Genomic DNA, 12,178 nt, shown 5'->3' with positions numbered 1-12,178 from the left:
GTGAGCTTGTCTAGCGAGAGAGGCCGGGAATGGCCGAGGCACAGCAGGGGCCGCGGGCCCGGTACCGGGAGCAGACCCGTGCGGAGATCAAGGAGGCCGCGCTGCGGCAGCTCGCCGACGGCGGGGCGGGCGCGCTGGCGCTCACCCGGATCGCGAAGGACATGGGGCTCTCCGGCCCGGCCCTCTACCGCTACTTCGCCAGCCGCGACGATCTGCTGAACGCGCTGATCAGGGACGCGTACGACGATGCCGCCACGGCCATGGGCGCGGTGGCGGCCCGGCCGGAAGCGGCCTCGGACGGTCCTCGCGAGCGGCTGCACGCACTGGCGACGGCGTACCGGAACTGGGCGGTGGCCGAACCGCACCGCTATCTGCTGATCCAGGGCTCCCCGGTGCCCGGATATGTGGCTCCCGCCGACACGCGGGACAGCGCCCGTGCCGTGCTCGGTCCGTTCCTGCCGGTGTTCGCGGGCGGGACGCCGGGCGCGGGGGTGGCCCCGGTGGTGGCGCAGATGGCCGCCTGGCTGGGGTCGGACCCCGGAGTGGGCGACTGGGTGGCCGCGTATGCCGCGGACGCCGCCGGTGATCCGGAGTCCTCGGCGCGCGCGCTGGCCGGCGCGGTCCTCGCGTGGGCACAGCTGCACGGCTCGGTGGGCCTGGAGGTGGCGGGTCAGTTCACCGGTATGGGGCACGACGGAGGCACCCTGCTGACCGCCCAGACGGAGATGCTGGCGGACGCCTTCGCGCTGGAGTGAGCGGGGCGCACGACGCGGAACGCCGGACCGGCCTGAAGGGCCGGTCCGGCGTTCGCGTGTGCGGTGGAGGTGTCAGGAGTGGATCAGCACCTGGGACAGGGCCACCCGGCCCGTACCGGAGGTCACGATCCGCACCGTGCGGGTGCGGCTGTCGAGGTCGATGACGGTGGGGCGGAGCGCCTTTCCGCTGACGTGGACGGTCTTGTCGTCCGTCACGATGTCGAAGTCGGCGGTGGTGGACGAGGCGTTGTTCCAGACCTCCACCTGCCGGACGTGCCGGACGGCCCCGAGGTCCGCCTGCCACCAGGCGCCCGCTTCGGAGAGCGTCCTGGTGTCCGTGTTGGTGTCCGCGTCCAGGGCGAGGGCCGCGGTGGCCGTGCCGTCGGTGGAGGACTGGGTGGCCGTGCCGGTGCGCGCGAGGTCCGGGCGCAGCTGCTCGACCGGTCCGCCGCCGGCACCCGCGCGGGCGGCGACGGCGAGCGCTTCGGCGGGCAGCCGGTCCAGGCCGGTGAGGTTGTCCGTCATGACGGAGCCGGTGCCGCCGAGCGCGGGGGCCGCGGTGTCGGTCCAGTTGCCGCGCGCGGTGTTCTCGATCCCGTAGTCGGCCCAGTTGGAGACCCACTTGTAGCCGATGCGGGTGATGACGTTCTTCTCGACGGTGATGTGGGAGGACTGTTCGTCGAGGTAGATGCCGTTGCCGTCGCGCTCGGTGTTGCCGTAGGCGGAACGGTTGATGTAGTTGCCGCTCAGCACGGTCCCCGGCTGGGCCCCCTGGGTGTAGATCGCGCCGCCGTCGTGCTGCTCCTGCGCGACCTCCATGACGTCGGTGATGCGGTTGTCCGTCACCTTGTTGTCGCGGAGGACGGACTTCTGCGACTCGGGCTGGTTCCAGCCCCAGCCGACGGAGATCCCGGAGTACGGGAGGTGGTCCAGGCTGTTGTGGTCGACGCTCAGCCCGGCCTCGTAACCGGCCCAGATGCCCACCGAGTCGGTGTACTCGACGCCGGAGCGGCTGATGGTGTTGTACGCGACGGTGTTGCGCTCACCTGCGAGTTCCGCGCCGGGCATCGGCTCGGTGTCGCCGACGTACACCGCGCCCGACGACAGGTCGGTGAAGGCCGAGCGGGTCAGCGAGCTGTCCTTCGTGCCCGCCTCCAGGATCGCGCCCGCCCCGCCGAGATGGGTGAACCGCCCACGGTCGATGCTCACCCGCCGGCCGCCGCGGACGGTGACCGCGGCGGCGGGCTTGGTGTAGTAGCGGCCCGCGTGGTCGACGGGGCCGGTGGCTCCGGTCAGGGTGAGACCGGCCTGCATGCCCGCATAGCCCTCGTCGGTGCCGGGCTGTCGGTACGCCGCATACGCGAAGCCGATGCCGTCGACGGTGACGTCGTGGGCGCCGTCGACGACGAGCAGCTGTTCGGTGTGCGGAGTGACGGCCTGCGCGCGGCGCATGTTCTCGCCCTTGCGCGGCAGGTAGGTGACCGTGCGGTCCGTCGAGTTCCAGACGAACTCGCCCGGCTGGTCCAGGAGTTCGGGAGCGTTCTCGAAGAAGGCGACACCGCTGTAGCGGGTGGAGTCGACCGTGGTGGTGTCCCAGGCGGGTCCGGTGCGGTCCGTGCCGCTCGCCGAGTTGGTCCAGCAGGGCTGGGCGAAGGTCAGGGTGTCGCCGCTGACGCCCGCGATCCGGCAGTGGTAGTTGCGCCAGCGGACCCGGATGACGGCCTCGGCGTCGGTGGGCCGCTGCCACCGGTCGATTCCGGTGGCGGTGGCGCCCGTCATTCCGGTCTTGGTCGCGTCGCAGACGGCGGCCGCGCAGGCCTCGCCGCGGGCGCGGGTCGCACGCTTGCCGTCGACGAAGAGCTGGCGCGGGGTCACACCGGCGGGGACGCCGGCGCTCCAGGTGCCGTCGGTGTTCTGCCGCCAGCCGGTGATGTCCTGCCCGCCGGAGAGCACGGGACGGGCGCCGGGGGCCGCGGCCCACGAGACGCCGGAGTCGGCGGCGCCGAGCTTCAGGGGCCCGTCGAGCCGGTACGTACCGTCCTTGAGGAGTACGCGGACCTCGCGTTCCGTCACCGTGCGGGCCCGGTCGCGGGCCCCTTCCGGGGTGCAGGGGCGGGCGACGGTGCAGGAGGTGCCGCGGCCGTCCGGGGCGGCGTACAGGGTGCGGGCGCCGGGTGCCGCCTGGGCGGCCGGGGCGGCGAGGAGTGCGGCCAGGAAGACCGCGGCGGCGGTGGCGGCGGTCCCTCGTACGGCGTTCAACGGGCGGTTCACGCGGTGGCCTTCCAGTCGGGGTGGCCGGGCATGGGCGGGTTGACGGCCCCGAAGAGCCAGTCGCGCAGGAACGGGTCGACGGTCCGGTCGCCGGTGACGTCGACGGTGTGCCGGATGAAGGCCTCGCTGGTGTAGGTGGAGTCCTTGAACCGCTTCACCCACTCGCGCATGACCCGGTCGAAGGCCCGGTCGCCGATCCGCTGGCCGAGGGCGTACAGGACGAGCGCGCCGCCGTCGTAGATGTTCGTGCCGCCGAGCGCCTTGGGCAGTCCGGGCGGACCGTCGGCGGCGCGGACCGCGTCGAACTTCTCGTACGTCGCCTTCATCTTGTCGGCGAAGACGGACCAGCCGCGCTCCTCGCCGTACCGGCCGGCGTAGTACACGGCGGGGCCCTCGTTGAGCCAGGCCTGCTGCCAGTCGTTCGGGGTGACGGAGTCGCCGAACCACTGGTGGACCAGCTCGTGCACCATGGTGGTCTCGTAGCCCGGCTGGCCGGCGGCGTTGAGTTTGAACCAGTTGGTGGAGAAGAGCGAGAGGGTCTGGTTCTCCAGGGCGTCGGTGTAGCCGTCGTAGATGTGGAGCCCGTAGACGGAGAAGGGGTAGCGGCCGAACTTCGCCTCCAGCCAGGCGAGATGGTCGGCGGTGCGCGCCACGATCGGGGCGTACTTCTCCTCCTGGCCCTGCGGGACGATGTGCCGCAGGGGCAGGCCGCGGTGGCTGCTGCCGTAGAGGTAGGTGCCCTTGACGACGGCGATGCCGATGAGTTCGGTCGCCATGCGCTCGCGGAGGGCGAAGTGCCAGACGGTGCAGCCGTCGGCGCGCGGGGACCTGTGGGTCAGTTCGCCGTTGGCGGTGGCGACGAAGCCCTCGGGGGCGCTGATGTGGAAGGTCCACGTCGCCTTGTCGGACGGGGTGTCGTTGCACGGCAGGAAGGTGTCGGCCCGCGAGGACTGGGCGGCCGAGGCGAAGCCGCCGTCGGAGCCGAACTTCCAGCCGGTGAGGCCCAGCCGGGTCGCCTTGCCGTTGCCCCGGTAGCGGATCTCGGTGGTGAAGGGCTGGCCGTCGTGGAGCGGTCGGGCCGGCGTGACGGTGAACTCCTGGCCGCTCTGACCGGGCGTCAGTTCCCACCCGGCGGGGCGGCCGGCGACGGTGACGGAGTCGATGGTGTGGCCGTCGGTGTCCAGGTTGAAGGCCGAGAGGTCCTGGGTGGCCCTGGCGTTGATCTTCACGGTCGCGGTGAAGTCGTACGTCACCGGGGTGAAGTCGAAGGCCAGGTCGTAGTGGACGACCTGGTAGCCGCCGTTGCCGAGCGTCGGGAACAGCGGGTCGCCGACGCCGTTGGCGCCGGGCTTCGGGTCGAAGCCGTGCGGCCGCGCCGAGGCGGGCGAGCCGAGGGCGGGGACGGCGACGGCCGCGGCGACCGCGGCCCCGCCGAGTGCGAGGACCGAGCGTCGTGTGGTCACTTCTTCCCCTTCTGGAAGGCTTCCTCGAACTCGCCGCGGGCCTGCTCGCCGCCCTTGGCCAGGTAGTCCTTGACCAGCTGGTCGTAGGCCGACAGGGGCTTGCGGCCGGAGATGATGTCCTTGAGCGCGTCGCCCTTCAGCGTGTTGAGGCTGCCGGAGCCCTTCGAGTCCCAGGTGGGCGAGGAGTACTGGAGCGTCGGGTCCGGCACCATCATCGGGATCATCCTGGTGAACGTGTCGTGCACGTGACGCACGCCCTGCTCGGAGTCGGCGCTGAAGATCGCGGGGACCGCCGACGCCGCGAACTTCCATGGCACGGTGACGTCCTGGGTACCCTGCTTGGTGAGCGCCGGGTTGCCCTTGGCGTCGCGGGTGAAGTCCTTGCCCTCGACCCCGTAGTTGATGAGGGTGTACTCCTGGCTGCCGAACGGCGAGGCGGCGAAGTCGGCGAACGCCAGGATCTGCTTGACGCGGTCCCCGGACGCCTTGGTGATGTGGGTGTTCTGGAGCGCGACGTTGTCCATCCAGGCGACGGCGTCCTTGCCGACCGGCACGAACGGGCGCGGGTCGAACTTCTTGTCGATCGCCTTCATCGCGGCGATGTACCCGACTCCGGGTGCCAGATAGGTGGGCATCCCGTCGTAGACGTACGCGCCCTTGCCGTTCTTGAACATGTCCGTGTACTGGGCCTTCTGCGCCCCGGACATCTGGAGGGTGCCCGGGTAGAAGCAGCCGGCCTTGTACAGCAGCCGGGCCGTCTCCACCGCCTTGCGGTACTCCGGGGTCTCCAGGTCGGCCGTGAACTTCCCGGTCTTCTCGTCGAGCCGCCAGAAGTTGGGCGCGCCCGCGGACATGGCGAGCATGCTGGTGGCGCCCGCGATGATCGCGTACTGGTCCTTCTTGGGCCGGGTCAGCTCCTTGCAGACCTCCACGAACCGGTCCAGGTCCGTGATCTGGTCGAGGCTCGTGACACCGACCTCCTCGAACAGGTCGTGCCGGTAGACGCCGGCGCCGCCGGTACCGGTCCTGGCGATCGGGATGCCGTACAGCTTCCCGCCGAAGATCGCGCTCTGCCACGCGCCCTTCGGGATCGCGGCGAGGTTCGGGTAGTCCTTGACCTTGTCCCCCGCGAGGTACGGGGTCAGATCGGCGCACTTCGCCCGGAGGAACGCCGCCTTGTTGTCGACGCCGCCGCTCTCGGGGTACATGAACAGGTCCGGAAGGCTGTCGCTGGCGACCATCGTGGAGAACTTGGTGCCGTAGTCGTCCGCGGGCACGGCGGTGATGTTCACCTGGCCGCCGAGGAGCTTCTCGATCTCCTGCCAGGCGGCGTTCTTGCCGCGCGAGGGCGGCGGCGGGGAGAACGTCTCCATCGTCGCGCTGATCGGCTTCGCGCCCTTGAGCGGGGTGTTCGCGGTGGCGCGCAGGGGCTTCGCCGGATAGCTGAAGAAGCCCTGCGGGACACCGGCGGCGGTGCCGGCCAGGTCGGGCTTGACGCCGATGTTGCGCACCGCGGTGTCCGGGAGCAGCGAGGCGCTCTTGGCCTCGGCCTTGGCGGTGGTGCCGCCGTCGCCGCAGGCGGCGAGCAGCGGGGCGGCGGCCAGTCCCAGACCGACGCCCGCACCCATGCGGAACAGTGCTCTGCGATTGATGGGGGTGGAGCTCGACACCTGAATCTCCTTGCATGTGGGAGAGGGAAGGAAGGAGTGGGGGGCGGGGCCGCGCTCAGCCCTTGACGGCGCCTGTGAGCACGCCCTTGGTGAAGTAGCGCTGGAGGAAGGGGTAGACACAGAGGATCGGGACGACGGCGATCACGAGGACGGCCATCTGCACGGCCTGCTGCGGGGCGAGGACCTCGCCCGCGGAGGCGGAGTTCAGGCTCTGGCCCTGGAGGACGTAGGTCCGCAGCACCATCGGCAGCGGCCACTTCTCGGAGTCGTTGAGGTACAGGAGCGAGTTGAAGAAGGCGTTCCAGTACGTCACCGCGTAGAAGAGGCTGATCACGGCGAGGACGGCCTTGGACAGCGGCAGGACGATCCGCACCAGGATGCGGAAGTCACCGGCGCCGTCGACCTTCGCCGCGTCGTACAGCTCCTCCGGCAGGTTCATGAAGAACGACCGCAGGACGACCAGGTTGAAGGCGCTGACCAGGGTGGGCATGACGAGCGCCGCGTAGGTGTCGTACAGGCCGAGTCCCTTGACCAGCAGGAAGTTCGGGATGATGCCCGCGTTGAACAGCATGGTGAACAGGGCGGTCATCAGGATGAAGCGGGAGCCGGTGACCTCGCGGCGGGAGAGACCGTACGCCATGCCGACGGTCACGAGCAGGCTGGCGAGGGTGCCGAGGACGGTGATGCCGACGGAGACGAGCAGCGCCCGGGTGACGACGCCGCCGGTGAAGATCGTGCGGTAGGCGTCCAGGGTGGGGTGCCCGGGCCACAGGACGAGGCCGGAGCTCTTGATGATGTCGGTCTGCGAGGCGAAGCTCGTGCCGATCACGCCGATCAGCGGGTAGGCCACGGCCAGGACGACCACCACGACGGCGACCGCCTTGGCGGTCTGGCCCATGCGGGTCGGCCGCTCCATCCACGGCGGGCGGCCGTCGGACTTGCGTACGGGGGCGGGGCGGGGCGCCGGTGCGGTGCTCCGGGTCTTGGCGCGCGTCTTCTCAGCGGTCAGCACCGCGGTACACCCCTTCGTGGCCGAGTCGGTGGGCGAGCTTGTTCGCGCCCAGCACGAGTGCGGTGCCGATGACCGCCTTGACGAGTCCGACGGCGGCGGCGACACCCCAGTCGTTGTCCTTGATGCCGTGGTAGTAGACGTAGGTGTCGAGCACCTCGCCGGCGTCCGGGCCGACCGCGTCGCGCTGGAGCAGGATCTGCTCGAAGCCGACGGAGAGGATCTGCCCGAGGTTGAGGATCAGCAGCAGGATGAGCACGGGGGCGATGCCGGGCAGCGTCACGTGCCACAGGCGGCGCCTGGGTCCCGCGCCGTCGATCGCGGCGGCCTCGTACTGCTGCCGGTCGATGTTGAGGAGCGCGGCGAGGATGATGATCGTGCCCCAGCCGGCGTCCTTCCAGGCGACCTGGAGGGTCAGCAGCCAGGGGAAGGCGTCGGGGTCGCTCATCATGTCGTAGCGCGGCAGGCCCAGCCCGCCCAGGACGTCGGGCAGCACCCCGGCGCCGCCCAGGATCTGCTGGAAGATCGAGACGATGATGACCCAGCCGATGAAGTGCGGCAGGTAGACGACGCTCTGCACGAAGCGCCTGATGCGGTCGCTGGCGATGCTGTTGAGCAGCAGGGCCAGGGCGACGGGGACCGGGAAGAAGAACACCAGCTGGACGAGGGCGATCTCCAGGGTGTTGAACGTCGCGCTCCAGAAGGCCGGTTCGGCGAACGCCGCGGAGAAGTTGGCGAACCCCACCCAGACGCTGTGCATGTATCCGAGGTACGGCTGGTAGTCCTGGAACGCCACCACGTACCCGAGCAGCGGGACGTAGTGGAAGACGACGAAGTAGAGCAGCCCGGGCAGGGTGAGCAGGAGCATCACCCGGTCGCGCTTGATCCGCTGCCCGAGCGTCAGCCGGCGCGCGGCGACCGGAGCCCGGTCGGCCGGCGGGGCGGGTTCTTCGACCCGCTTTCGCCGCTTTTCCCGCGGCAGCGGGGGTGCTGTGTCAGCCATGGTGCGTCCTGTTCGGCTGGGTGGCGCGTGGTGAGCCTTCTGCGGCCGCAAGTTAGTAAGCGGTTAACCCAAGCGTCAAGAGATCCGGTCGAACGTCTTTGTTACATGACGCTCCGGGAAGGAAATCCACACCCGCGAAGTCCCATAAATGCTCCAGAAACGGTCAGTTGTGGAGCGGTGGAGCTTGACGGTCGCCTGTCGCGCTCCCTAGCGTGCCGGTCATTCCATAGAATGCGATTACTGTCCGGAGGCAGGGTGCGAACCACCGAAGAGGCGCCGGCTCGGTCCGGTACCGATGCTGCGGCCCCGCCCGAAAGGCGTCCGCGTACGGTCCTGGTCATGAGCCCCGGACTGCTGGACGACGTCTTCCCACCCCCGGTCCGGGCCCGCCTGGAGGAGACGGCCGAGCTCCTCGATCCGTCCGTGATCAGCGAGTTCGACTCCCCCGCCGCCGCGAGGGCCCTGGCCGGCGCGGAGGTGCTGCTGACCGGCTGGGGGTGCCCGCGGGTGGACCCGGCCCTGCTGGCACGGGCGCCGGAGCTGCGGGCCGTGATCCATGCCGCCGGCACGGTGAAGACGTTCCTGTCACCGGCCGCCTTCGACCGCGGGATCGCCGTCTCCTCGGCGGCCGCGGCCAACGCCGTACCGGTGGCGGAGTTCACCCTGGCCGCGATCATCATGGGCGCGAAACGGGTGTTCCCGCTGGCGGGCCTCTTCCGCACCCGGCGCACCCACCGCACCGGGGCCGATCTCGACCGGCAGCACTGGCTCGGTACGCACGGGCTGACCGTCGGGGTGGTGGGCGCGTCCCGGATCGGCCGCCGGGTGATCGAACTGCTGCGGGTCCTGGACGCCGAGGTGCTGCTGTACGACCCGTACGTGAGCGATGCCGAGGCCGGGCTCCTCGGGGTGACGCGCACGGACCTGGACACCCTCGTGGCCACCAGCGACGTGGTGACCGTCCATGCCCCGGACACCCCCGAGACCCGGGGCATCATCGACGCGCGGCGGATCGGGCTGATGCGCCCCGGCACACTGCTCGTCAACACCGCACGCGGCCCCCTCGTGGACACCGAGGCACTGACCGGACACCTGGTCAGCGGGCGGCTCGACGCGGTCCTGGACGTCACGTCGCCCGAGCCGCTGCCCGCCGGTCATCCGCTGTGGGACCTGCCCAACGTCTTCCTCACCCCGCACCTCGCGGGCGCCCAGGGCAACGAGGTGGGCCGGCTCGGCGCGCTCGCGGTCGACGAGCTGGCGCGGTACGCGCGGGGCGAGCCCTTCGCCCATCCGGTGCACCGGGCCGACCTGGGGAGGATCGCATGAACGCCGTCCCGCGGCAGGCTCTAGGCTCGGCGTCACACAACAGCCACCAGGGGGTGAGCCGGATGCGCCGGCAGAGCACGGCCGCGGACGGACAGCGGCGGGCGACGGTCACCGACGTGGCACGGCGCGCAGGCGTCTCGACGGCCACCGTCTCCCGCGTCCTGAACCGCAACTACCCCGTGGCGGAGGCGACCCGGGACCGCGTCGAGTCGGCCATGCGCGAGCTCGGTTACGTGGTCAACGCCCACGCCCGCGCCCTGGCCGGTGTCTCCAACCGCACCGTCGGCATCATCGTCAACGAGGTCATCGACCCGTTCTACGCCTACATCGCCCGCGGTGTGGAGCGCGAGGCGGCGCTCGGCGGACGGCTCTGCCTGGTCTGCTGCACCCAGGGCGACCCGCAGCGCGAACTGGCCTTCATCGACCTGATGCACGAGCGCAGGGCGGACGCGGTGGTGGTGGTCGGCGGGTCCATCGCCGACCGCGGCTACACGACGGAGCTCGCCCGCCGGGCCCGGGAGCTGGACGCCGGCGGCTCCAAGCTGGTGCTGTGCGGCCGGCCTCCCCTGGGCGAGGGCGCACCGACGGCGGCGGTCGAGTACGACAACGAGGGCGGCGCCTTCGCCATCACCGACCACCTGCTGATGCAGGGCCACGAGCGGATCCTGTACCTCGGCGGGCCGCCCAAGCTCTCCACCACCCGGGAACGGCTCGCCGGCCATCGCCGGGCGCTGGAGCTGCGCGGGCTGCCCGCCGACCCCGAGCTGGTCAGGCCCGGCGCGTTCAGCCGCGGCTTCGGCTACCGGCAGATGGCGGAACTCCTGAGGAACGGGCCTGAGTTCACCGCCGTCTTCGCGGCCAACGACATGGTCGCCGCGGGCGCCGCGCAGGCCCTGGAGGAAGCCGGGGTCCAGGTGCCGAAGGACATCTCGCTGGTGGGCTACGACGACATCCCGGTCGCCCAGGAGCTGCGCCCCCGGCTGACCACGGTCCACATCCCGCTGGAGGAGATGGGCCGGCAGGCGGTGCGTCTTGCCGTCGCGGGCGGCGACGAGGACGACTGGCGGGAGCCGACCAGCGGCGCGCTGCGGCTCGGCACCCACATCGTGGTACGCGATTCCGTGGCTCCTCGGGCGGGCCGGTCCAGTCGTATGTGACCGGTTACTTCCCGCCTGTCCGCAGTTGGCCATAGAAAATCACAGTAACTTCTCGACTCCCCTTGCGGCTCGACAGCAACCGCTTACATGCTGACGGCACGCCTCACCCCGTTCCGCACGCTTCCGCCCCTCATTCGTTTCTGCAGGGAGAGTTCCGCATGCGTCAGCCCAGCCACTCCGCCCCGCTTTCCCCCTCGGTCGGCCGCCGCGCCGTCCTCGCCGCAGGCGCCGGGGCGGTGGTCGCACTCGGCGCCACCACCACCTCCGCACGGGCCGCCACCGGCCGCCGCCCCGCCGTCCGCCCCGTCCCGCTGACCGTCACCGCCCGTCCGGCCGCCGAGGCCGAACGGCTGCGGCTGGCGCAGGCCCTGCGCGGCTCGGAGTTCCAGCCGACCGGCCTGTACGCCCCCGCGGGCGCCCCGCTCTCGCTCACCGTCCAGCCGCACGACGGCCTGGTGCCCACGCTCTGGATCGGTGCCTGGGACTACTACGGCGAGATCACCGAGCCGCGCGGCTACCCGCTCACCGCGGGCGCCAACACCGTGACCGACCCGCACGGCGGCCCGGTCTATCTGACCCTCACCGGAAACGGTGAGCGGGCCGGTGTGCTGTTCCGTTCCGGCACCGTGCCCATGCCGGTCTTCACCCTGGGCAGCACCACGGAGGCCGCCTACCAGCACCAGCTCGACACCCTGACGGCCTCGCCCTGGGTGGAGCTCCACGGCCCGCACACGATCATGACTCTGACCCGTGAGGGCGCGCTGCTGTACCGCGGCGAGGACCACGCCGCCCTGATCGGGCTCGTCGAGACGATCATCGACTCGCACGCCCGGATCAGCGGGCTCGACGGCTCGAAGCCGGTGCACCGGCGCAAGGCGGGGCCGTACCACTTCACCGAGGTCAGCAAGGTGCCGACCGGTGTCGGCGCCTACGCCACGCACGGCTACAACGGCTTCCCGCGCGCCTATCTCGACCGGGCCACCACCGTCGAGGGGCTGCGGACGCGCGGCTGGGGGCTCTACCACGAACTCGGCCACCTGCACCAGCAGATGGCGTACAAGCCGGGCGGCCTCACCGAGGTCACGGTGAACATCTACTCGCTGGCCGCGCAGCGCACCCTGGACCAGCCGTCCAACCTCCTCACCGTCGACGCGACCGGACTCACCGCCTTCCAGACGTCGCGGGCGAAGTTCGGCACGGCCGGGCTGACGTACGAGAAGTCCTTCGGCGCGTACGAGAAGCTGGTGCCGCTGCGGCAGCTGGAGCTCGCCTTCGGGGACGACTTCTGGCCCCGGCTGCACAAGCTGGTGCGCGAGGAGAACCCACAGTCGGACTACACGGAGAACGACAAGCGGTACCGGGCGCTGGCCACCTACTCCAGCCGCGTCGCCGGCTACGACCTCACGGAGTTCTTCGTGAACACCTGGGCGTTCCCGGTGGACGCCGTCGGCCGGGCGGAGCTCGCGGCGCTGAACCTGCCGCAGCCGCCCGTCGACCCCAGCACGCTCACCGACTGACGGCCGC

9 protein-coding genes are annotated in these 12,178 nt (G+C 71.1%); 4 read left to right on the top strand and 5 right to left on the bottom strand.

Annotated features, from left to right (window positions below; all coding sequences use genetic code 11):
* The first annotated feature begins 29 nt into the window (after nt 1-29).
* Nucleotides 30-755 (top strand): TetR/AcrR family transcriptional regulator, encoded by a 726-nt coding sequence (locus tag OG408_RS35100; protein ID WP_326673667.1) that lies wholly within the window; start codon nt 30-32, stop codon nt 753-755.
* A gap of 72 nt (nt 756-827) precedes the next feature.
* Here OG408_RS35100 and OG408_RS35095 read toward each other — a convergent pair whose 3' ends face one another.
* From OG408_RS35095 to OG408_RS35075, 5 genes are all read right to left on the bottom strand, one after another.
* On the bottom strand, nt 828-3,026 hold the full coding sequence (locus tag OG408_RS35095; RefSeq protein ID WP_285564196.1) for a right-handed parallel beta-helix repeat-containing protein: 2,199 nt from the start codon (nt 3,024-3,026) through the stop codon (nt 828-830).
* Entirely contained in the window at nt 3,023-4,489 is a 1,467-nt protein-coding gene (locus OG408_RS35090) for a M1 family metallopeptidase (protein ID WP_326673666.1), read from the bottom strand. The genes OG408_RS35095 and OG408_RS35090 overlap by 4 nt, the downstream gene beginning before the upstream one ends.
* The gene (locus OG408_RS35085; RefSeq protein WP_326673665.1) at nt 4,486-6,159 is read right to left on the bottom strand and encodes an extracellular solute-binding protein; all 1,674 of its coding nucleotides are present in this window, start codon (nt 6,157-6,159) and stop codon (nt 4,486-4,488) included. Before OG408_RS35085 ends, OG408_RS35090 begins: the two co-directional genes overlap by 4 nt.
* 55 nt (nt 6,160-6,214) lie before the next feature.
* Nucleotides 6,215-7,075: a carbohydrate ABC transporter permease gene (locus OG408_RS35080; protein ID WP_266786621.1), complete on the bottom strand. Its 861-nt coding sequence runs from the start codon at nt 7,073-7,075 to the stop codon at nt 6,215-6,217.
* An 82-nt stretch (nt 7,076-7,157) separates the two neighbouring features.
* On the bottom strand, nt 7,158-8,171 hold the full coding sequence (locus OG408_RS35075; RefSeq protein WP_266785599.1) for an ABC transporter permease: 1,014 nt from the start codon (nt 8,169-8,171) through the stop codon (nt 7,158-7,160).
* Between the two features lie 339 nt (nt 8,172-8,510).
* Between OG408_RS35075 and OG408_RS35070 the strand changes: the two genes are divergently transcribed.
* From OG408_RS35070 to OG408_RS35060, 3 genes are all read left to right on the top strand, one after another.
* On the top strand, nt 8,511-9,497 hold the full coding sequence (locus tag OG408_RS35070; protein ID WP_266785597.1) for a hydroxyacid dehydrogenase: 987 nt from the start codon (nt 8,511-8,513) through the stop codon (nt 9,495-9,497).
* A 62-nt stretch (nt 9,498-9,559) separates the two neighbouring features.
* Nucleotides 9,560-10,654, top strand: coding sequence for a LacI family DNA-binding transcriptional regulator (locus OG408_RS35065; RefSeq protein WP_326674639.1), 1,095 nt, complete (start codon nt 9,560-9,562; stop codon nt 10,652-10,654).
* A gap of 158 nt (nt 10,655-10,812) precedes the next feature.
* Complete coding sequence (locus OG408_RS35060; RefSeq protein ID WP_326673664.1) at nt 10,813-12,171, top strand: M60 family metallopeptidase; 1,359 nt, start codon at nt 10,813-10,815, stop codon at nt 12,169-12,171.
* Nucleotides 12,172-12,178 lie beyond the last annotated feature (7 nt).

This window comes from Streptomyces sp. NBC_01257, from assembly GCF_035917255.1.
Classification (GTDB): Bacteria; Actinomycetota; Actinomycetes; order Streptomycetales; family Streptomycetaceae; genus Streptomyces.
Note: the sequence above shows the minus strand (reverse complement) of the source record. Positions and strands in the feature narration are given on the sequence as shown.

Bases quoted from the DNA above. Each gene is read 5' to 3' on its own strand.
- OG408_RS35100 (WP_326673667.1), top strand. From the start codon at position 30: ATGGCCGAGGCACAGCAGGGGCCGCGGGCCCGGTACCGGGAGCAGACC.
- OG408_RS35080 (WP_266786621.1), bottom strand. From the start codon at position 7,075: ATGGAGCGGCCGACCCGCATGGGCCAGACCGCCAAGGCGGTCGCCGTC.
- OG408_RS35075 (WP_266785599.1), bottom strand. From the start codon at position 8,171: ATGGCTGACACAGCACCCCCGCTGCCGCGGGAAAAGCGGCGAAAGCGG.
- OG408_RS35070 (WP_266785597.1), top strand. From the start codon at position 8,511: ATGAGCCCCGGACTGCTGGACGACGTCTTCCCACCCCCGGTCCGGGCC.
- OG408_RS35065 (WP_326674639.1), top strand. From the start codon at position 9,560: ATGCGCCGGCAGAGCACGGCCGCGGACGGACAGCGGCGGGCGACGGTC.
- OG408_RS35060 (WP_326673664.1), top strand. From the start codon at position 10,813: ATGCGTCAGCCCAGCCACTCCGCCCCGCTTTCCCCCTCGGTCGGCCGC.